15 protein-coding genes and 1 tRNA gene are annotated in these 21557 nt (G+C 41.6%); 5 read left to right on the top strand and 11 right to left on the bottom strand.

All coding sequences use genetic code 11. The annotated features are described in order from the left end of the window. Positions 1 to 35: 35 nt before the first annotated feature. The 8 genes from PQO05_RS24700 to PQO05_RS24665 form a co-directional block, all read right to left on the bottom strand. Positions 36 to 2186: a S9 family peptidase gene (locus tag PQO05_RS24700; protein WP_273630140.1), complete on the bottom strand. Its 2151-nt coding sequence runs from the start codon at positions 2184 to 2186 to the stop codon at positions 36 to 38. Between the two features lie 751 nt (positions 2187 to 2937). Continuing rightward, positions 2938 to 3543: a lipoprotein signal peptidase gene (locus PQO05_RS24695; RefSeq protein WP_273630139.1), complete on the bottom strand. Its 606-nt coding sequence runs from the start codon at positions 3541 to 3543 to the stop codon at positions 2938 to 2940. Beyond that, a complete protein-coding gene (locus tag PQO05_RS24690) occupies positions 3544 to 3930 on the bottom strand; it encodes a TraR/DksA family transcriptional regulator (protein ID WP_273630138.1) in 387 nt (128 codons plus the stop codon). It abuts the gene before it with no gap. Then, positions 3930 to 7547 (bottom strand): isoleucine--tRNA ligase, encoded by a 3618-nt coding sequence (gene ileS / locus PQO05_RS24685; protein WP_273630137.1) that lies wholly within the window; start codon positions 7545 to 7547, stop codon positions 3930 to 3932. The genes PQO05_RS24690 and ileS overlap by 1 nt, the downstream gene beginning before the upstream one ends. Positions 7548 to 7668: 121 nt before the next feature. After that, positions 7669 to 8235, bottom strand: a complete 567-nt coding sequence (locus PQO05_RS24680) for an ACT domain-containing protein (protein WP_273630134.1) — start codon at positions 8233 to 8235, stop codon at positions 7669 to 7671. Positions 8236 to 8484: 249 nt separating this feature from the next. Continuing rightward, positions 8485 to 9024 carry a glycosyl-4,4'-diaponeurosporenoate acyltransferase CrtO family protein gene (locus PQO05_RS24675; RefSeq protein WP_273630133.1) on the bottom strand — a complete coding sequence of 180 codons (540 nt, stop codon included), beginning with the start codon at positions 9022 to 9024 and terminating at the stop codon, positions 8485 to 8487. 136 nt (positions 9025 to 9160) lie between these two features. Beyond that, positions 9161 to 9937 (bottom strand): SDR family oxidoreductase, encoded by a 777-nt coding sequence (locus PQO05_RS24670; RefSeq protein WP_273630132.1) that lies wholly within the window; start codon positions 9935 to 9937, stop codon positions 9161 to 9163. A gap of 45 nt (positions 9938 to 9982) precedes the next feature. Continuing rightward, positions 9983 to 12346 (bottom strand): efflux RND transporter permease subunit, encoded by a 2364-nt coding sequence (locus PQO05_RS24665; RefSeq protein WP_273630131.1) that lies wholly within the window; start codon positions 12344 to 12346, stop codon positions 9983 to 9985. Positions 12347 to 12515: 169 nt separating this feature from the next. Between PQO05_RS24665 and PQO05_RS24660 the strand changes: the two genes are divergently transcribed. Next, on the top strand, positions 12516 to 12860 hold the full coding sequence (locus tag PQO05_RS24660; protein WP_273630130.1) for a diacylglycerol kinase family protein: 345 nt from the start codon (positions 12516 to 12518) through the stop codon (positions 12858 to 12860). 3 nt (positions 12861 to 12863) lie between these two features. Continuing rightward, positions 12864 to 13589, top strand: coding sequence for a DNA repair protein RecO (gene recO / locus PQO05_RS24655; RefSeq protein WP_273630129.1), 726 nt, complete (start codon positions 12864 to 12866; stop codon positions 13587 to 13589). A 179-nt stretch (positions 13590 to 13768) separates the two neighbouring features. On the opposite strand, the gene PQO05_RS24650 is transcribed toward recO, so the two are convergent. Beyond that, positions 13769 to 13843: transfer RNA gene (locus PQO05_RS24650), tRNA-Val, on the bottom strand. Between the two features lie 166 nt (positions 13844 to 14009). Here PQO05_RS24650 and PQO05_RS24645 point away from each other — a divergent pair. Then, the gene (locus PQO05_RS24645; protein WP_273630128.1) at positions 14010 to 14282 is read left to right on the top strand and encodes a hypothetical protein; all 273 of its coding nucleotides are present in this window, start codon (positions 14010 to 14012) and stop codon (positions 14280 to 14282) included. 115 nt (positions 14283 to 14397) lie between these two features. On the opposite strand, the gene PQO05_RS24640 is transcribed toward PQO05_RS24645, so the two are convergent. After that, positions 14398 to 15120, bottom strand: a complete 723-nt coding sequence (locus PQO05_RS24640) for a hypothetical protein (protein ID WP_273630127.1) — start codon at positions 15118 to 15120, stop codon at positions 14398 to 14400. A gap of 340 nt (positions 15121 to 15460) precedes the next feature. Here PQO05_RS24640 and PQO05_RS24635 point away from each other — a divergent pair, with 340 nt between their 5' ends. Further along, entirely contained in the window at positions 15461 to 16873 is a 1413-nt protein-coding gene (locus PQO05_RS24635) for a PAS domain-containing protein (protein ID WP_273630126.1), read from the top strand. Between the two features lie 5 nt (positions 16874 to 16878). Here the strand turns inward: PQO05_RS24635 and PQO05_RS24630 are convergent, their stop codons facing one another. Continuing rightward, the gene (locus PQO05_RS24630; RefSeq protein WP_273630125.1) at positions 16879 to 17907 is read right to left on the bottom strand and encodes a LacI family DNA-binding transcriptional regulator; all 1029 of its coding nucleotides are present in this window, start codon (positions 17905 to 17907) and stop codon (positions 16879 to 16881) included. Between the two features lie 405 nt (positions 17908 to 18312). Between PQO05_RS24630 and PQO05_RS24625 the strand changes: the two genes are divergently transcribed. Beyond that, positions 18313 to 21555 carry a SusC/RagA family TonB-linked outer membrane protein gene (locus tag PQO05_RS24625; protein WP_273630124.1) on the top strand — a complete coding sequence of 1081 codons (3243 nt, stop codon included), beginning with the start codon at positions 18313 to 18315 and terminating at the stop codon, positions 21553 to 21555. Positions 21556 to 21557 lie beyond the last annotated feature (2 nt).

The raw sequence follows: 21557 nt of genomic DNA, 5'->3' as shown, positions 1-21557 counted from the left end.
AAGAAATCCCCGCCATGCCGGCGGGGATTTCTTATTTAATGGGTTATGTATCGTTCAAAAAACTCATAGATCCTCAGCATCTGGTCTATGCGCTGGCGCACATTGCCCGATCGGCTTAGCTCATGTGTACCTCCGGGGTGCTGGATATATTCCACCGGACGGTTTAAAACCTTTAATGCTTTATACATCATTTCGCCCTGTACAATACCCGTGCGCAAATCTGTTTCGCCGTGTATGATCAGGTATGGTGTTGTAATTTGATTTACATAAGTAAACGGCGATTCGCGTGCCAGTATCGGGCGGATATTCTCTTCCCAGGGGTAGCCTCCAAAATACATCGGTACTAATTGCCAGGCATTGCCTTCACCGAAGAAAGTGGTTAAATCATATACGCCGCGTTGCGATGATATAGCTGCGAAGCGTTTTGTATGGCCGGCGAGCCACCCGGTTAAATACCCTGCGTACGAGCCGCCTGTAGCTACCGTTTTGTCTTTATCGCCCCATCCTTCGGCTAATGCGCCATCAAGGGCTGCCAGTACATCTTCGGTTGGGCCGTTACCCCAATCCTGGTAATTGCCTTTCAGGAAGTCGATACCGTAACCGCCCGAACCACGAGGGTTAGAGTATACTACGCCATAACCCTGTGCGCAGAAGAATTGATACTCATGCCACATGGTGTTTTCGCCCGGTCCCCACATGGCGCTTGGCCCACCGTGGATTTGCAGCATAATCGGGTATTTCTTATTAGGGTCGAAATTGGTGGGTTTCATCACCCAGTACTCCACTTTCATGCCCTTGCTATTGGTATAGTATTTCTTTTCGGGAAAGCTCAGTTTCTTATCCTTCAGCCACTCGTAGTTGAATGAGGTAATGCGCTTGGCCGATTTATTATTCAGGTCGGCAGTATACAATTCATAAGGATTGGCTACCTCTGTTTTTACATAAGCAATCTGTGTTGCGCTTACATCGAGGCTACCGTCGCCTTCATCAAAAGTGCTGATCAATTCCGGTTTCAGCGTAGCCATATTTACTTTATAAATAGGCACGCCACCGTTTGATTGTGCGGTAAAGTAAAGCACCTTGCTATCCTTAGACCATGCGAAACCTGTAATACTGCGATCAACCGGAATGATGATCTTTTTGCCTGGGTTCTGGAAATCATAGATAGCCAGCTGTGGGATATTGATCTGCATTTCCTTACCGATCTGGTAAACCAAATATCTGCCCGATGGCGAAATAGAGCTGTTGCCTATAGACATGCCATCCTCACTGATTAATACTTTAGGCGCACCGCCACTAACCGGCATGGTATAAACAGCAGATAATCGGCTGCGATCAGGATTTACCAAAGTATCTGGAGCGGCGCTCAGGATAATGCTTTTTCCATCTGGCGTAAAAGTAGCACCGTTGTAATTCTGGAAGCCGAATGTAAGTGGTTTTGCTTTTGCGCCGGCTTTGGCCTCAATAATCATATAATGATTAAAGTTGAAGTCTGGCTCTGTCGAAGCTTCGCCTTCGAAATTCAGCTTGGTGAAAACTTTTACTTTGTTATCAGCCTCATCTTGTTTTAAGTAAGCACGTACTTCATCTAAGCTGCCATCGGCATTTTGTTTGGCTTTCGATACAGGTTGGTTTGCCTTAAAACCAGGCTCTTCGATACTCCAATAAGGTACTTTTTTCCCTGGGTTTAAAATCGAGTCCTTCAACATCTCGGGGTAGGAGAGGTTAACCGAATACATGATCTTACTACCATCCGGCGACCACTGCGGCATGCTTGCGCCATAACTATCATTCGTTAACTGAATAGGTTCGCCGCCGTTTAACGACATCAGGAATATCTGTGTGTGCCCTTTAACTACACGTGTAAAAGCCAGCTTGCTATCATCCGGCGACCAGGTGGGCTGTCCGCTACTGGAAGCTATAGCTGTTATCGCCCTTGCCGGTGCGCTGCCATCGGCAGGTACCAGGCATATTTGGTTGCGGTAAGCATATTCGGCTTTTTTTTCTTCATCGGGCACAATAGATGTTACCCTGAAGGCAATCTGCTTGCCATTATGCGAAAATGAAACGCTGTTAATTTGTTTAATCTTAGCCATATCGGTAACCGTAATAGCCTGCTTGCCCTGCTGGGCCTTGAGACTAAACAAGCTGCCGCTAAGTAAAAAGAGGAGTAGAGTTTTTTTCATGCTGAAGGATTGTTGCCTAAAGATAGGATTCTTTAATTTGATAATTTATTGATTTGGCAATTTGTTAATGATGCGCAGATGTGAGGATATCTTGAAATACAAAAAGTAATAACCTTAAACGATGTCATTAAATGATTATATTTCTACGGCTTTTAGTTAATATGAGAAAGAGATTGTATCGTTCAATACCAATATGGTGTGTGCTATGTAGTTGTTTGGTATCATGCAATTCTAAACAAGCCGTGTTTAGCAAGAAAGATACCCTGGAGGTATTTAGAACAGCCATATCCTCCGGATATTTATAAAAAATTTTGATGGCTTAATTCCAACAGCGGATACTTTGTATTTTGTTAAATCAAAGATTGATTATAACGTAGACTGGCCTGTTTACATTGCGCCATTTCATATTCAATATATTAAGAACTTACCCGAAAACAGATTGCCAATTACATCACCCAATGGTAATCATAAACAACGTTTAGAAATTTCAAAACTGACTTTTAATGGGGATTCTGCACATCTGATCATCTTTAATTTAAGTTCTAACAGGGATGATCATTTTAAACTTGTAAAGGATAATGGTAATTGGCGTATTACAAAAACCTTTTACGGTGTAAATTGATTTGCCGCGAAATTCAAAACTACCATCAAGAATTACTAACAAAAAAGCCGCCTCGTTTTACGAGGCGGCTCAAATATTCTATAAGTTACATTAACAAATTGCCAAATCGACAAATTAGCTAATTGAAGATTATTCTTCCAGTATTTCGCTGTGTGGACTGCTTATTTCAATTTCCTGGTGTTTGAAATATCGTTTCTGATAAATCAGGATCATAATTACACCGATAGAAATGGCAGAGTCGGCAACGTTAAATATCGGGCGGAAAAACTCGAAATCCTGCCCACCCCATACCGGCACCCAGGTTGGGAATATACCGCGGATAATAGGGAAGTAAAACATATCAACCACACGGCCCTGAAATACGGGTGCATAGCCGTAAACCATGCCGTAAACGGTTGAGTCGATAATATTACCAACAGCGCCGGCAAATATGAGCGACATGTTCATGATCAGCCCACGATGGTATTTGTGTTTAATTAAGTATACCAGGCCATAACCTATACCTACCACAGCGCCAATGCGGAACAGGGTAAGTGCAAGCTTGCCTAACTGGCCGCCCAGTTCCCAGCCGAAGGCCATGCCGTTGTTTTCGGTATATAAAAGCATACCACGGCTGCCTAAAAACTCAATACGTTCGCCAAGGTACATGTGGGAGTGAACCCATATTTTAACGATCTGATCTACCAGGATAACAAGTAGGGCAGTAAAAAACGGTTTAGTATAAACGGGCTTCATTTATTGCCTTAATTTTGCTTCCATACTTAAGGTAGTATGTGGCACTGCGCGTAAACGCTCTTTTTGAATTAGTTTACCCGTTTCGCGGCAAATACCGTAAGTTTTATTTTCAATACGTACTAAAGCAGCTTCTAACTGGTCGATAAATTTTTTCTGACGTGCAGCCAACTGGTTGATAGATTCTTTCTCTAACGTAGCCGATCCGTCTTCTAATGTTTTATAAGTACCTGCAGTATCATCAGTACCGTTTAAGTTAGGGTTACTTAATGATGATGCAAGGGCATTTAATTCTTCGCGGGCACCGCGCACTTTGTCTAAAAGCAGTTCTTTAAACTCCTGTAATTCTGAGTCAGAATATCTGGTTTTTTCTGGTTGTTCTGGTTTCATTATATTTTACTTATAGCAATCAATATTTCAATGTCATCAATAACTACGGTCTCAGCACCAGTTAAGTTGCTGTCGAACTGAATGTTATCAGCTAAAATTTCGGCGCAAATATATGACAAATTGTTTTTTACCGCTCCGCTGATCAACGGATGCTCGCTTAGGCGGACGTTTATCTTGTCAGTAACTTCAAAATCTTTGCTCTTACGCAGGTTCTGTATACGATTTATCAGTTCCCTTGATATGCCTTCTTGTTTTAGCTCGTCGGTAATGGTAACATCTAAAGCAACGGTTAGTTTTCCTAAACTCGCAACTTGCCATCCCGGTACGTCTTCGGCAGATATTTCTACTTCAGATACCAATATAGTGTATTTTCCATCAAGTATTGCAATCTCACCCTCATTTTCCAATAAGGCAATGTCCGCATCAGTTAAGGCAATAATGGCATCGCCAACCGGTTTCATGTCCTTACCCACTTTTTTGCCTAAGGCTTTAAAGTTAGGTTTGATTTTCTTCTTGATGAACCCTGCTGTATCGGTAATGTATTCGATGTCCTTGATGTTGGTTTCAGTCAGGATCAGATCCTTAACGCCATCAACCTGGTGCTGGAAGTTGGCATCCAGTACCGGTAACAAGATTTTGCTTAAAGGCTGACGAACATTGATACCCACTTTTTTACGCAGCGATAATACCAGCGATGAGATATCCTGTGCCATTTGCATACGTTGCTCCAGTTCGGCATCAACCAAATCTGCATGGTAAACAGGGAAATCGGCCAGGTGGACTGATTCGAAATTCTCTTTACCTGTAGTGCTGTTTAAATCGTTATACAAACGTTCGGCAAAGAACGGTGCAATTGGCGACATCAGTTTAGAGATGGTAACCAAGCAGGTATATAAAGTTTGGTAAGCCGAAAGCTTATCGTTTGAGTTATCTGATTTCCAGAAACGGCGACGGCTTAAACGTACGTACCAGTTGCTCAAATGCTCATCAACAAACGACTGGATAGAACGTGCGGCTTTAGTCGGCTCGAAATCGGCATAAAATGCATCAACCTCCAGGGTTAAGGTATTTAATAACGAAATGATCCAGCGGTCAATCTCCGGTCGGTCTGCAAATGCAATTTCGGCTTCGCTATAGTTGAAGTTATCGATATTGGCATAAAGTGAGAAAAATGAATAAGTGTTGTAAAGCGTACCGAAGAATTTACGGCGCACTTCATCTATACCTTCCACATTAAATTTCAGGTTATCCCATGGTGATGCATTGCTGATCATGTACCAGCGGGCAGCATCGGCACCATAATGCTCAATAGTTTCGAACGGATCAACACCATTGCCTAAACGTTTAGACATTTTGTTGCCGTTTTTATCCAGCACCAATCCGTTTGATACCACGTTTTTAAACGCCACACCGGGGTTGTTAACTACGGCGTTAACCGCTTTAATTTCCGGGCTGCACTCGCTCAGCATTACTGATATAGCATGCAGGGTAAAGAACCAACCGCGGGTTTGATCCACACCTTCGGCAATAAAATCGGCAGGGTAGGCGTTGGCAAATTGTTCTTTATTTTCGAATGGGAAATGCCATTGCGCATAAGGCATAGCGCCCGAATCAAACCAAACGTCGATCAGATCCGGCTCGCGATAATAATAATATGTTTTACCCTCGTAGGTTTTGGACAAAACAATATTGTCAACATAAGGTCTATGAAGATCAAATGGGATGCCTCTTTCTTTAAAGTATTCTTCAATTGGAGTTGAGAATTTTTCAAAAAGCACATCTCTGTTTGGGCAAAAATCAATAAGGTTTTTTAACGAAATCGATTTATCTTCAATATCATAGATAAACTGTTCTATGATAGTCCAGTCTTCCTGGCTATCTTCGTTATATGGAATTCCAAGAAACTCTAATATTTCATCTGCATGATGAAATCTAAAGTATTCTATAGCCTTTTCATAATGGAAATATCTTCCTTGTTCCTTTAATTCCTCAATGTTACCAACGCAAATTTCGTTTTCTTCAATATTGAGATTATCACAACGCCAGATAGGCAGTGGTGTACCCCAATAGCGCGAACGCGAAAGGTTCCAGTCAACCAAATTTTCCAACCAGTTACCAAAACGGCCGGTTCCGGTTGCTTCCGGTTTCCAGTTGATGGTTTTGTTCAATTCGATCAGTTTATCCTTAACGGCAGTGGTTTTAATAAACCAGCTATCCAGCGGATAATATAAAATAGGCTCATCAGTACGCCACGAGTGTGGGTAGCTGTGCTCATATTTTTTAACGTCGAATGCTTTATTATCTTCTTTCAGTTTGATAGAGATCAGCACGTCAGTAGGTTTAAAACCTTCTACCGCGCGCTCTTCTGCACTGTAATATTCTTCTTTAACGTAACGGCCTGCAAAGTCGGTAACCTCGTCAACAAAACGGCCTTGCTTGTTCACCAATGGAACTTCTTTGCCATTTTCGTCCAGCACCATTACAGATGGTACGTTATTTTCTTTACAAGCTCTAAAGTCATCCGCACCAAAAACAGATGCGGTGTGTACTATACCTGTACCGTCTTCGGTAGTCACAAAGTCGGCCGGGATAACACGGAAAGCGTTTTCTTCCAGGTCGGCATTGGTTACATAATCCATCAGTTGGTGGTAGTGTAAACCAATTAAGTCTGTACCTTTAAATTCGGCTTTGGTAACCCATGGGATCACTTTATCGCCGCCTTTGTAATCTTCAAAAGATGCGTTTTCGCCTTCGGCTTTAAAATATTTGCTCACCAGTACTTTAGCCAATACTACGCTTACCGGTTGGTAGGTGTAAGGGTTAAAGGTGCTGATTTTAACATAGTCGATTTTCTCGCCAACAGCAAGCGCACAGTTTGATGGCAGGGTCCACGGGGTAGTGGTCCATGCTAAAATTACGGTGTCTTCATCGGCGTTATCAAACAATACTGGCATCAATGGATGCTGCTGGTCATTCTTTAAGTGAAATTGGGCAACAATGGTCGTATCTTTCACCATCTTGTAAGTACCCGGCTGGTTCAGCTCGTGCGAACTTAAGCCTGTGCCCGATTTTGGTGAGTAAGGCTGCACGGTATAACCTTTGTACAGGTAACCGGCTTTATAAAACTCTTTCAGGATCCACCAAAGCGATTCGATGTATTCGTTTTTGTAAGTGATATACGGATCATCAAGATCAACCCAGTAACCCATCTTTTCGGTCAGGTCGTTCCACACATCGGTAAATTTCATTACCTCTTTACGGCAGGCTTCATTATAATCTTCGATCGAGATCTTTTTGCCGATATCATCCTTAGTGATGCCTAAGGTTTTTTCAACGCCAAGCTCAATCGGCAGGCCGTGGGTATCCCAACCGCCTTTCCGTTTTACCTGGTAACCTTTAAGGGTTTTATAACGGCAAAAAATATCTTTAATAGAGCGTGCCATAGCATGGTGGATGCCGGGCATACCATTGGCACTCGGTGGCCCTTCGTAAAAAGTGTAAGGGTTATCGGCAGGGCGGCTGCTTATACTTTTTTCAAATATGTTGTGCTGTTTCCAGAACTCTAATACCTCTTTGCCAATCTGGGGTAAGTTAAGTTGCTTATATTCCTTGTACATCAATGTGTTCGCCTCAATTTTAAGAGGTGCAAAAATACGGAAATTATATATTAAAAAGGAATTACCCCGCCTAATTCCCTATAAAGCGGGGCATTCTGTATGTTATGTTTCTATTAATAAATTAGCAGGGCACACAGGCTAAATCATTAGCCAACAGCGTTTCATCAGGCTGACTAAAAAACTGATCGAGCTGCAGCATGCTCTGCTCGGCAATGAGAGCGCTTTTGCAGAAACCGAGCAGGTGTTTACCATCCAGCTGATTATACAAATCAGTTAAACTCTCATCAGTGCCGATTTTTTGGATCATCAGCGATTCATCAAAGATCTTGGTGATCGTTGCGCCTTGCTTTTGCAGTAAAGCCCACAAACTATCGCCAAGCAGCTGTAATGAAACACGATAAAAACCAATCTTATTTAAGCTTACAGTTTGGGCATCCCAGGCCAGTGCGCGGTACACCTCGATAATGTTTTCAATTTTGCGTAAAATGGTTTTAAGCTCATTGTCGGGGATACTAACTTCAACCGTAATCAGAATAATATCCTGAATATCGGTACGCGAAACGTTTAAACAGCCCAGGCTGTAGTCGCGTTTGTTAAAAATGTTGAGGATTAGTGCAAGTAACCCTTTTTTATCATCGGCATAAATGGTAATGATGTTTGGTGTACCCGTTATCGTTCGTGCTTTCATGTTTTGATTGGTTTTTTGATCAAAAAAAAAGCCCTCCGGGTTTCGGAGGGCTTTTTCTATATCGTTGATTTTATATAGTTATAACACCCTCCATTTGTTGTAAATGACAGTAATAATAATTACAATAATGCTTGCAACAGGCCGAACAAAAGCTGGCATGGCAGTAATTATTGATAAACTATTATTGTGCTGTTTCATATTTACGTTGGCAAGGTAGCCATTGACAGAGATTTCTGCAAATAAATATTGCTACGCTTTAAGTTTAAGGCGGATGTATTGTTGTAACAGAATGGGATAAACATTATAAGCTATGTTGATAATAAACAACGCGGCAGCCCAGCCCCTGTAGGCTTTTATTAAAGCATAAACCATAAGCAAAGCAAAAAACACCAGCATGCTGTAATGGAATTTCTCGTTGATATAAGTTTGCGCCAGTAGCTTGTTGATAGAAGAACGTTGATAGAGTACAGCTTTATATTGCGGATACTTTCTTCTGATGAGCTTATTAACAAAACCCCCATTCTGCGCCAGTTTATTAACTGATATTACACCCAGTTTCTTGTAAATAACCGGCGTGCTACCTAACTGAATTTTATTGAAAAATGCATTCGGCAGAAAGATTGGCACAATACCGATAAGCATAAAAGTATAAAGCAGGTTACCCGCAAGCAATGTATAGCAAAAGCAAAATACAGGTACAAATGCCAATGCCGACCAGATTACATTGAGCGCCATATTGTATACAGCAAGCAGTCTTTTTATTTTAGAAAGATTGTTGTCGACACGCATAGTACTAATATACTCTACGAATATCGAATAATGAATATCGAATGTTGAATCATGAAGTGTGATGAATATCGAATAATAAAATGAGCTCCTTCATTATTCGATATTCAACATTCAGTGTTCATGATTCTAAGAGGGCTTAATATATCGCCCTGCTTCCACCTCCATCAACCTGTAAAGTTACGCCGCTGATGTATGATGCCTGCTCTGATGCCAAAAACGCCACAGCCGCAGCAAACTCCTCGGGCTGACCAATACGGCCGAGCGGAATATTCTTTGCTTTCTCTTTAATGGCCTGATCCGGGTCTTTGCCTTCGGGGATGGTATGCTTAATTCTATCGGTTAAAATAAAGCCGGGAGCAACGTTGTTTACAGTGATGTTGTAAGGCCCAAATTCATCGGCCATCATTTTGGCCATGCCAACCACGCCCATACGCATAGCAGTTGAAAGTACCGAATTTTCGAGCACAGCCTTAACCGAACCGCTTACAATATTGATAATCCGCCCGCTGTCTGATTTTTTGAGATAGGGTAGTGCCAGTCTGCTATTACGTGCAAAGGCCAGCAAAATATCATCAAAGGCTTTTTTCCATGCAGCATCGTCAAAGTTTTCGAATTTGTCAAATGGTGGGCCGCCGGTGTTGTTAATGAGGATATCTATTGCGCCGAATTTATCAGCAACTTGTTTAATGAGCGATTCAATAGCTGCCGGGTTAGATACATCGGCAGCTATGGCCGTTACGCTTCTGCGGGTCTCTTTTTTAATTTCTTCGGCAGTGGCATCCAATTGTTCCTGGCTGCGCGAACTGATGATTACGGTTGCGCCTTCATCTGCCAGGATAGTGGCAATGGCTTTGCCCAGCCCTTTACTTGCGGCCAGTACAATGGCTATTTTATTGCTTAGTTTTAAGTCCATAGGTTGATAAAATCTAACGCAATAACAACAAACTTAGGGCCTTGTTTACAAAACAGGCGCTTCCATATCGGCAAGCGGCTCTGTAATGGCTTCTGCCTTTTTATTGCGTTTCTCTAAACTAAGTAAAAAAGCCGGTAGTAAAGTAAGGTTTGTGATCATGGCGATAAGCAAAGTTATCGACAATAAAATACCCAATGCCACAGTACCGCCAAAAGTAGATGCAGCAAAAATTCCGAAACCGAAGAACAACACCGTTGCAATGTAGATCATACTGATGCCGGTTTCCTTTATCGTGTCAGATACCACCTGCGAAATGCTTTTGTTGCTGTTACGGATTTCCTGGCGGTAGCGGGTTAAGAAATATATCGTTTGATCGGATGAAATGCCCATCGCAATGCTAAAGATCAAAATAGTAGATGGCTTTAACGGAATGCCGAAGAAGCCCATAATGCCAGCTGTAATAATCAGCGGAATAATATTCGGCAACAAGGAGATCAATACCATTTTAAGGCCACGGAACAAGATCCACATGATAATACCGATCAGGAAAATAGCTAAAGCTAAACTCTCGTAAAGGTTTTTAATGAGGTAGTTATTGCCCTTTACAAAAATCACGCTCGAGCCTGTTAGTTCTACGTGAAAGTTTTTAGGATTGAAAATAGAATCGATACGTGGCTGTAGCTCAGTAAAAATGCTGTTCAGTTTTTTAGAACCAGCATCCACCATCTGAAAGCTAATGCGGGTAGTTTGTTTGGTGCTGTCGATATAGTTTTTCAGCGCACCACCAGCATTGATGCCGTTTTTACCAGAGTTTGCAGCATAGCTTAAAATAAAGTTTTGCTCCAGTCCATCAGGCAAACGGTAAAATTCGGGATTGCCGCCATAAAAGCCCTGGGTACTAAATTTAAGCACCTGGATTAGCGATAATGATTTGCTGAATTCTGGGTATGACGAGATCAGTGTTTCCAACTTCTCTATCTTGCGCATGGTAGCCAGGTTCATCAATCCATTTTTATGTTTCGACTCAACACTAACTTCCAGCGGAAGCACACCTTTAAAGCTGCTTTCGAAGAAACGCAGATCGCTTAGTATCGAGCTGCTTTTAGGCAAATCATCAACAATATATCCATTTACATTAATGCGGCTCATGCCATATAAACATACCACCACTAATGCTGCGGTACCTATATAAATAGCAGGGCGCGAATGTTGAACAATGTAATCTGTTTTCGATAAAAAGTACTGAATAAACTTTTGATCCTTAATACCGCTTTGGCGTGGTTTAGGATTAGGCAGATAGCTGAAAATAACCGGAATTAACACCAAACTTAAAGCAAATGTTGCCATAATGCTGAGTGAAGCCACCAAACCAAACTCCATCAGAATCTGGCTGTTGGTAAAGCATAATACGCCAAAGCCAATAGCAGTAGTAACATTGGCGATGAAAGTTGTGATACCCACTTTCTCAATAACGATGTACAACGATTTCATTTTATCGCCGGTAACGCCAAACTCGTGGTAGTATTTATTGAGGATGAAAATACTGTTTGGGATACCAATAACCACCACCAACGGCGGGATGATGCCGGTAAGCAGAGTGATGTTAAAGTGGTTTAATACCAGCAAACCCAGGCTCCAAAGCACACCCAATATCACCACGAATACCGGGAATATAACCGCATAACCTGTGCGGAAAAACAGCAAAAGAATGATGGCTGTAATCAACAAAGATAAACCCAGGAACAAAGCAAATTCATGCGAAACCAAATCACTCACCACAGTGCGAATCAGTGGTAAGCCAGATGCATGTACCTGTATATTATGCTTGTCGCCAAAGGCTTTAGCCTGGCGCATAATCTCGTTAATAACCGGAATACGGGCAGGCGAGTTAACTGTTTTGTTATCGAAAGAGATAGCCATTAAGGTAGACTTATGGTCTTCGCTTAAAACCAGGCCATCGTAAAATGGTAAGCCTAAAATTTGTTTGCGCACACTGTCAACTTCCTGATCTGAGGTTAATTTGTGGGTAATCAGCGGCTTCAACACAAAACGATGCTGAACAGTGTCTTTTTTAAGGTTATAAATGTTGGCGTATGATATAACAGCTGTAATACCTTTAAAATGCTGGATGTTGTTACCCAGTTGGTACCAATCATTAAAAATATCTTTCTGGAAAAGGTTGTCAGCTTTAATACCCAAAACCAGAGCTGTACCATCCTGGCCAAATTTGCTTTGAAATTGTTTGAACCTGATGTATGCAGAATCGGTAACCGGTAAAACTTTGCCTGCGTTATAAGTCAGTTTAACCTGGCTGGCTTTCCAGCCCATAAATGTACTTAACAGGGCAACTATAATGATAACCGCTAAACGGTTTTTGAGGATGAGATCAGCAATCTTTTTCCAGATCATGCTTTATAAAATACTAATGAACAATGAGTCGGCAAAACTACAAAAATATTCAACGTGGGTATTTGCTGAACGATAATGTGACAAAGCATTGGCATAGAGGGTTGTTGGCGATAGTTGTCTGTTATCGGTTATCTGTTGTCAGTAAGTAAGAATGCGTACTTTTGGGTTGATGAAGAAATTAATTAAAGGTTTTGGATATGCTTTTAAGGGTGTAGCGTATGCTTCGCGAACCCAGCTTAATTTCAGGGTTCACCTATTAGCGATGATTGTGGCAATTGGATTAGGCCTTTATCTTCATATCTCAACTGCCGAGTGGTGCTGGATTGTGGCCTGCATTGCATCGGTATTAACTACAGAGTTGCTAAATACGGCTATCGAAATCCTGGTCGACCTGGTTTCGCCGGGTTACAATGAAAAGGCCGGACATATTAAGGATGTTTCGGCAGCAGCTGTTTTAATCACCGCTATTTTTGCGGCCATTGTAGGTGCTATTATTTTTATCCCCAAGTTTTAACCCATGCTGCACAAAACCCGCGGAATAGTTTTTAAGGTGACCGACTACCAGGAGAGCAGCGTAATTGTACAGATGTTTACCGAAAAATTCGGTATGCAATCATACATTATCAACGGTATTAAAAAGCCAAAGGCTAAAATATCGCGCAATATGCTGCAGCCCCTGCACCTGTTGGATATGGTAGTTTATCATAAAGGATACGATACGGTGCAGCGCATTAAAGAATTAAAGAGTGTGCCCGTTCTGCAAAGCATCCCTTATGATGTGGTGAAAAGCAGTATGGTAATGTTTTTGAATGAAGTGGTATATAAGTCGGTGAAAATGCAATCGCCCGATGAGCAGTTGTTCGATTATATATTTCATTCTATCGAATGGTTGGATCACCGCTCAAGTCAGTTGGTGAACTTTCATCTTGTATTCCTGATTGGCCTAACCCGTTACCTTGGTTTCTACCCGGACGATACTAATACAATAGATTGCGATTATTTCGACATGAAAGACGGTGTGTTTATCCGTTACAAGCCCGAAGGCAGGCAATATCTGTCGCAACCGCATACGCAGCATTTCAGTGAACTTTTAAAATATGGCTATGATGATATGCATGAACTCAAACTCTCGAACGATGAGCGAAGGTATTTGATCAATAAACTAATGGATTATTATGCCCAGCATGTAGAAGGCTTTGGCAATATCCGTTCGGCCGAGATATTGGAAGAGGTGCTGAGCTGATTATAAATAAAAAGCCTCTCAGATTTCTCTGAAAGGCTTTCTCAAAAGTGGGAACTACTGGGTTCGTCCCGATAGCTATCGGGACAGTGACCACTCCCGATGTAAAATCGGGATGCTCTGAACAGCTGAGCTAAAAATATCTTAAACCAAAAAAGCCTAACATTTCTGTTAGACTTTCGTGGGAACTACTGGGTTCGAACCAGTGACCCTCTGCTTGTAAGGCAGATGCTCTGAACCAGCTGAGCTAAGCTCCCTTTTGGGACTGCAAATATAGGAGCCTTGATTTATTATTCAAAATAAAATTTCATTTTTATTTAACGGTATTTTAATGTGTTGATTTGCTGTTATTTATTCTGCTTTAGTATTGCACAAATAAAACATCGGCACATTATTAGTGTTATTCAGATAAACATCAACACTATGACTGATAACACAAATAACACGCCTGATGGAATACAGAAGTTTTCCATGAATTACTCTGAGCGCGAATTAGAATGCACAGTAGAGAAAGAGGGCAATATTTTACACCTGCATATTGACAATAACATTAATGCAGACCTTGAAATACAACAGGATGGTTCGTTGATACAAACCTCTGGACCAGAACTGCCACCATCAAATATTGATTTTATACGCAAGCACGTACTTGGCCAGGATGCTAAGGGTAGCGTGGTTGCTACATCTGGCGAATAATTTATAGTAGGTAATTTTTGGACCTTAGTCGGTTATATGATTTTCAATAGGGTTCAAAATATCCCACTTTTGAAAAAGCCTTTCAGAGAAATCTGAAAGGCTTTTTAGTTTTTAGTTAATTGCCGGTCGAAGTAATAAAGTAGTCGCCCCGGCCACCCCGAAATGCTTCGAAACTTTCGGGGGCAACGGATGATCTGGTAATTTGCGAAATATAAAAATCATGCGTGTAGGCTTTAAACTTAGGTGTATTACCATCAAGCGTATAAACGGTCAAATAGCTTTTAAACAGGTATGGGCTGTTATCTTTATCAAACTTGGCAATCTTTACATTCTCATCGCCAAGGCCATAACCCGGCACTTTGGTTTTTACAAAACTGTCGCCTGCAATATACTTAAGCTTGTTTTTATCAAGTTTTGAAACGTTTTTGGTGATTTGTGTATGCGGTGGTATAAACACCACATTTTGAGGCAGTGTAGCCTGTGCATTAACACTCGAACTCGAGTAAGCAATACCACGGCCTACCGAAACACCGGATATATCGCCATTAATCTGCACAGCATCATCGGCATAACTATAACTTTGATTGTCGCTAATCAATGCAGAGCGTTTCCAGTCTACATAAACAGGTTCGTTAAGCTTATTATAAATGGTAACATGGATAGGCATATCCTGCCCGGCAAAAGCATAAGTAATTTTTAAAGAATCATTCTCAAATTTAAATCCACCGGCTTTTTCGTCCAAAAATGTATTAGTACTGCTAACGGTGTTCATCTGGTATGTACTGCAGGCCGACAGCAATCCTATTGCTGCCAGTGATATGATAAGTAGCTTTTTCATAGGTTTTATTTTGTAATACTAATATAAACCTAAAGCCACCATGTTGCTTCATATTAGTGCAACATATACGTTATACTTTAGCGTAAGCGCATTATACTTTAGTTAAGTTTTGTTGGCGAGATGTTAATAATGCGCAAATATTTAACATTCGGTTAATAGATTAGCCCGATATTCGTTGCTATTTAACAAAATGATTGGTAGCTTTAATTGCACCTAATCCGGAATGTTGCCCCTAAAAACATTTCCTTATCATAATTGCTTCTACCATGGCTACAATGCTGCTTACATGTTTGTACACCAAGTTTATAGCTGTTTTTTCACTGTCTATAATTGCAACTAAATGAGACAGAAAATTATCGATAGCGATCTGCTATTTAGTAAACTGATGGAAAACAGCCAGGCAGGCATAGCTCTGCTTGATCCGAACTTTAACATTATTTACAGAAGTTCATCGGTAAGGCTTATTAATGGTTCGAAAGATGAAATGCGGTCAAAGCATTTGATGGATTTAGTCCACCCCTCAGACCGCCAAATGCTGCATATATTTCTGAATGAAATTTTAGCGGAAGAGAACCTATCTAAAACATGCACATTTAGGGCATTACATGCTGATGGGCATTACATCTGGCTGGAATGCGTTTGCACCAACATGCTTCACGAACCTCTTATCGAGGCTATCGCACTCAATTTCATCGACATAACCCATAAAAAGCAAGTTGAAGAAAGCCTGCACCAAACCATCAATGAGCTTTATGCTTACAAATACGCGCTCGATCAATCTGCTATTATAGCGATAACCGACCAGAAAGGAATAATACAACATGTTAATGATAATTTTTGCCAAATCTCTAAATATACAGCCGAAGAACTGTTAGGGCAAGACCACCGCATTATTAACTCCGACTATCACGACAAAGCCTTTATAAAAAACCTCTGGCATACCATAGCCAATGGAAAAACCTGGCGCGGCGAAATAAAAAACAAAGCCAAAGACGGGAGCTTTTATTGGGTTGATACCACCATTGTGCCCTTTTTAAACGAGCAAGGCAAGCCATACCAATACCTGGCCATACGGTCGGACATTACAGAACGTAAACTATCAGAAGAACGCCTGATGGCACTGAACCAGGATCTGCAAAATCATGCACGGGAACTATCTGTTTCAGAGAGAAGATATAGCGAATTGTTTCATTTAAGCCCGCTGCCGATGTGGGTTTTTGATCTTAACACCCTGATGTTTCTGGATGTGAACTTGGCCGCTATAAACCATTATGGTTATAGCAAAGAGGAGTTTTTATCTATGAACATTAAACAAATAAGGCCTGTCGGCGAAGAAGAGAAAGTTGATATTGCCCTTTCTGCAGCAAAACATAAAGGAGAATTTTATGCACATGATTATTTTAAACATCAAAAGAAAAATGGTGAAATAATTAGTGTAGATATTCAAAACACAGCGATTGAATACAAGGGTATGCCCGCACAGTTGATTTTAGCTATCGACGTAACAGAGCGCCTGAACTATACCAGGGCAATAGAAGAACAAAACAAAAAACTCACAGAAATTTCCTGGATCCAATCGCACGTGATCCGGGCGCCATTGGCAAAAATAATGGGGCTGATACCTTTAATTCTGGAGATGAAAGATAACGATGAAGAGAAGGAAAAGCTACTCCGGTTTCTGAAACTTTCTGCAGACGAACTTGATGATGTAATTAAGAACATTACCTCAATTACAAAATTGAGCTCCGAATAAAATTCTTATACCTTTTCAGACGAAGCCCTCTTAATCAATACCGTATCCAGCGTTTCGGTCACAAACTCGGTTACGGGGTACTTGCTTTCTATCACCTTAATCAGCATCTCGGTAGCAATTTGCCCGATCTGAAATGCCGGCTGGCGCACCACGGTCAGTGGTGGGTCAAACAGTTCGGCCACGTCCGAATTTGTAAAACCCGATATGGCAATATCTTCGGGCACCTTAACCTTAAATTTCTTTAAAATAGCCATGCAGCTGGTAGTAAGGCGATCGCTGGCTATAAATATAGCATCGGGGCGCTCATCTAAATTCAGGAGTTCTTTAATGGCTTCTTCTACCTCTTCCTGTATCATACCGCCGTGGTTGCAATGCTTAATCAGCTCGGGGCGATAGCAAACATTATGTTTCTCCAGCGCATCTTTATAACCCTCTAACCTTTTTTGGCTGATCATTAAATTGGCCGAATTGGTAAGATGCGCTATTTGCATAAAGCCAGAGTTTATTAAATGCTCAGTGGCTTCGAATGATCCTTTATAGTTATCTGCTGTTACTTTATGCGTATCAATATCAGCAGCAACCCGGTCGAAAAACACAATGGGGAAGCCTTTTTCGTGCAGGTATTTATATTGGGTAAGATCTGTTGTTTCTGATGATAGTGATACCAGCAAACCATCTACATGTCGCGACAATAAGTGCTGCACATTCGCGCTTTCGCGCGCGGCCGATTCATGCGTTTGCGTAATAATTACGTGGTAGCCACGGTTGTAGGCAATAGATTCGATCCCATTAATGGCTTGCGAAAAATAAGTATTGGCAACTTCGGCAACTACCACACCCAGCGAATGGCTTTTCTGATCTTTTAAACTAAGCGCAATAGGGTTTGGGCGGTAGTTAATTTTCTCGGCATACTCTAAAACCAGCTTCTTGGTTTCATTGCCAATTTCATAACTCCCGTTTAATGCCCTGGATACCGTTGAAGTTGATAACCCAAGCGCCTTCGCAATATCTTTAATAGTATAAGCCTGAAACATAATCAAGAGCTAATGTAGGCTTTTGGCCATACATAAACCATAAGTTATGCATGTTTATAATACAATTAATAATTTGCCCCGGGTACATTAAACGATTTCGCTTAACGAAAAACGTAAAATAAATAGTGTACTTTTTACATGCAATCGTTTCCGGGAACGATTGCACAGTTTTTATCTCCGATATTCTTTTTTTATTTAATTGGAGTAGTTAACCTTGTTTTAATTAAACCAAAATACAGGCAATTTTTAGGGCTCCATACGGGGGCTGTTGTCTCGAAACCAATTATAAAAAATTAACACCTTTTCGTTTTTGACGGCTGTATCATCCGATGTCAATTCGTTGGGAATGTTATATGTATTTGTGTAAAAACCAGAACCGAATTAAACGCACATATAAACCGAATTATGACTAAAACTTTACTTCACATTTGCTTATTGCTGATCCTATCGGTACCGGCGTGGGCGCAAAACCGGCAAATAACCGGGCAAGTTTTTGATAATGACACCAACGACCCCATTATTGGTGCCAGCGTAATTATCAAAGGCACTGCACAAGGTGGCCAAACAGATGTACATGGCGGGTTTAAACTTAGCATACCATCAAACGGTAACACCGTATTAATTATCCGTTACCTGGGTTACAAAACCGAAGAGGTTACCGTGGGCGATAAAACAACCCTCAGCGTAAAACTGAGCAGCAACTCACAACAACTTAATGAGGTTGTTGCCGTGGGTTTTGCCACCGTTAAACGCCGCGACCTTACCGGTGCTGTATCATCAGTAACCGCTAAACAGTTGAAAGATATCCCGGTTGCTTCGGCAGGCCAGGCACTGGCAGGCCGTTTGGCCGGTGTGCAGATCACCCAGTCAGAAGGTTCGCCTGATGCCGATATCCGGATCCGCGTACGTGGCGGCGGTTCTATTACCCAGGATAACTCACCGCTTTATATTATAGATGGTGTGCAGGTTGAAAATGGACTTAACAACATTGCTCCACAGGATATTGAATCGATCGATGTTTTAAAAGATGCTGCATCAACCGCTATTTATGGTGCGCGTGGTGCTAATGGTGTTGTAATTATCACCACCAAAGGCGGGCACGAACAGCGTACAACTGTAAGCTATAACGGCTATGTGGGTGTAAGCAATTTGGCGAAAGAATTAAAAGTAATGAGCCCTTATGATTTTGTGGTTTATCAATACGAGCGTAACCGTTTCAGCCCAAGTTCAGACAGTACAACCTATATTAAAGATTATGGCCGCAGTTTCGATTCGCTTTCGAGATATAAAAATGTACCTGCTGTAGATTGGCAAAAGGAAGCTTTAGGCCGTAGCGCATTGCAACAACAACACAACGTAAGCATCACTGGTGGTACCAAAACCACCCAGTTTAATATAAGCTTTACCAATGATCAGCACCAGGGAACAGTGCTGAACTCTAATTATACCCGTAACTTAATCAACTTTAGGTTTGATCATACCGCTTCAGATCATTTCAGGGTTGGTTTTAATGCCCGTTACAGCGCACAGGATGTTGATGGCGCGGGTACCTCAAACTCAGGTAGTTCGCCATATAACAACCTGCGTAATAGTGTTAAATACAGACCATTCAGCGTGCCCGGAGTACCAGACGACAGTATTGACCCTGCATATTTTGATGAAACCAACCAGGCAGGTAATAATATTGGTGTAATTAACCCTGTTGCCAACTCTAATGCGCAGTATCGTAAAAACTATCAAAACGTATTAGACCTTAACGGTTATGCAAATTATACCTTTAACAAATATTTTGCTTTCAAAACAACATTAGGGGTTGATATTAATACCCAAAAGCAAAACGCATTTGATGATGCCATTACCTTTAACGCCCGCATTAATGGCGGTGGCCAGCCTATGGCAGGTACCGTTAACAGCAGTACCAATACGCTCGATGTTTCGAACGTATTAACTTTTAATAACGCTGCCGCCAACTCAAAACACCACGATATTAATGTGATATTGGGTAATGAGTTTTATAACCTGCATACAGAGAGCACATCAAATCAATTTAAATTATTCCCGATAGGTATTGATCCGGTGACAGCCTTAAACCAGCTTAACCTGGGTACAATTATACCTACCTATCCATTGCAAACGTATGCTACCAGCCACCTGCTCTCTTTCTTCGGCAGGGCTAACTATGCGTACGATAAAAAGTACCTGGCATCATTTACCCTCCGTGCAGATGGTTCATCGAAATTTGCACCTGGCCGCCAGTGGGGATACTTCCCTTCAGGTTCATTCGCATGGAAACTGTCTGATGAGAACTTCATGAAAGATTTCCGGGCCTTAACCAACATCAAAGTAAGGTTAAGCTATGGTACATCGGGTAATAACCGTATTGCCGATTATCTGTACCAACCAGCCTTTAATGCCAATGCTTTATATGGACTGAATGAAAGCACTACAAGCATCGGCTTTAGTCCGGCATATCTTTTCAATCCATTATTGAAATGGGAAACTACCGTATCAAAAAACTTAGGTCTTGATTTCGGTATCCTGAAAGACCGAATCCAAATCTCCCTGGATGCTTATAACAATATCACCAAAAACCTGCTGATTAACGTACCGGTGCCTACCAGCTCTGGTTACGCAACCCAGTTACAGAATGTGGGTAAAACCGGCAACAAAGGGGTAGAGGCACAGATTAACGCAACCATTATCCAGAAGAAAAACTTTAGCTGGTCGGCCAACTTTAATATTTCTTACAACAGCAACAAAGTGTTGGCATTGGCTCCCGGCCAAACCTCTTACTTACAAAATTCAGGATGGGGCGTATCTGGCCAGCCTGCAGATTTTATCGTAAAAGTAGGTTCGCCGGTGGGTAGCGTATATGGTTACCAAAGCGATGGTTTCTACAAAACATCAGATTTTAACTATAATGCCGCAACACAAACATATACCCTTAAAGCAGGCGTTGCAGATCCATCTAAAGTTATCGGTACGGCGCAGCCCGGTTTAATAAAGTATAAAGACTTAAATGGCGATGGTGTAATTACCGATGCCGATAAAACTATACTGGGCACAACCAACCCACAAATTACAGGTGGTTTAAACCAATCGTTTACCTTCTGGAATTTCGACATGAGCGTGTTTGTAAACTTCCAGGCCAAAGCCAAGGTGCTTAACGCCAACGAAATTGAGTTTACCAACGGTTATACCTCAAATACCAACTTACTTGCCCAGGAAACAAGCCGCTGGAAAACTATCGACGCCAACGGTAACCAGGTTGAAAAAGTGGCAAACGGTGTAGTAACAGGTGCAGCACCTGGCGTACTTGATGCCTTAAATGCTAACGCTAAATATCCAATCCCGGTTACAGGAAGCGCGGCTTTCTACCCAACCTCATCGGCGGTTGAAAATGCAGCATTCCTGCGCATCAACAATATTACTTTGGGTTACTCTTTCAGAGGTGCATTCTTAACCCGGTTAAAAATAAGCAGGCTAAGAGTATACGCAACAGGCAACAACCTGGGCATTATTACCAGCTATTCTGGTTATGATCCCGATGTAAATACCCGCCGTGGTACGCCGGTTACACCGGGTGTTGATTATGCTGCTTATCCGCGCAGCCGCAGCTATTTATTTGGTGTCAACCTTACTTTATAATA

This window comes from Mucilaginibacter jinjuensis (genome assembly GCF_028596025.1).
Lineage (GTDB): Bacteria > Bacteroidota > Bacteroidia > Sphingobacteriales > Sphingobacteriaceae > Mucilaginibacter > Mucilaginibacter jinjuensis.
This window is presented reverse-complemented; position numbering and strand designations above follow the sequence as displayed.

Bases quoted from the DNA above. Each gene is read 5' to 3' on its own strand.
- recO (WP_273630129.1), top strand. From the start codon at position 12,864: ATGCTGCACAAAACCCGCGGAATAGTTTTTAAGGTGACCGACTACCAG.
- PQO05_RS24680 (WP_273630134.1), bottom strand. From the start codon at position 8,235: ATGAAAGCACGAACGATAACGGGTACACCAAACATCATTACCATTTAT.
- PQO05_RS24635 (WP_273630126.1), top strand. From the start codon at position 15,461: ATGAGACAGAAAATTATCGATAGCGATCTGCTATTTAGTAAACTGATG.
- PQO05_RS24630 (WP_273630125.1), bottom strand. From the start codon at position 17,907: ATGTTTCAGGCTTATACTATTAAAGATATTGCGAAGGCGCTTGGGTTA.
- ileS (WP_273630137.1), bottom strand. From the start codon at position 7,547: ATGTACAAGGAATATAAGCAACTTAACTTACCCCAGATTGGCAAAGAG.
- PQO05_RS24690 (WP_273630138.1), bottom strand. From the start codon at position 3,930: ATGAAACCAGAACAACCAGAAAAAACCAGATATTCTGACTCAGAATTA.
- PQO05_RS24700 (WP_273630140.1), bottom strand. From the start codon at position 2,186: ATGAAAAAAACTCTACTCCTCTTTTTACTTAGCGGCAGCTTGTTTAGT.
- PQO05_RS24625 (WP_273630124.1), top strand. From the start codon at position 18,313: ATGACTAAAACTTTACTTCACATTTGCTTATTGCTGATCCTATCGGTA.
- PQO05_RS24670 (WP_273630132.1), bottom strand. From the start codon at position 9,937: ATGGACTTAAAACTAAGCAATAAAATAGCCATTGTACTGGCCGCAAGT.
- PQO05_RS24665 (WP_273630131.1), bottom strand. From the start codon at position 12,346: ATGATCTGGAAAAAGATTGCTGATCTCATCCTCAAAAACCGTTTAGCG.
- PQO05_RS24645 (WP_273630128.1), top strand. From the start codon at position 14,010: ATGACTGATAACACAAATAACACGCCTGATGGAATACAGAAGTTTTCC.
- PQO05_RS24695 (WP_273630139.1), bottom strand. From the start codon at position 3,543: ATGAAGCCCGTTTATACTAAACCGTTTTTTACTGCCCTACTTGTTATC.
- PQO05_RS24640 (WP_273630127.1), bottom strand. From the start codon at position 15,120: ATGAAAAAGCTACTTATCATATCACTGGCAGCAATAGGATTGCTGTCG.
- PQO05_RS24660 (WP_273630130.1), top strand. From the start codon at position 12,516: ATGAAGAAATTAATTAAAGGTTTTGGATATGCTTTTAAGGGTGTAGCG.
- PQO05_RS24675 (WP_273630133.1), bottom strand. From the start codon at position 9,024: ATGCGTGTCGACAACAATCTTTCTAAAATAAAAAGACTGCTTGCTGTA.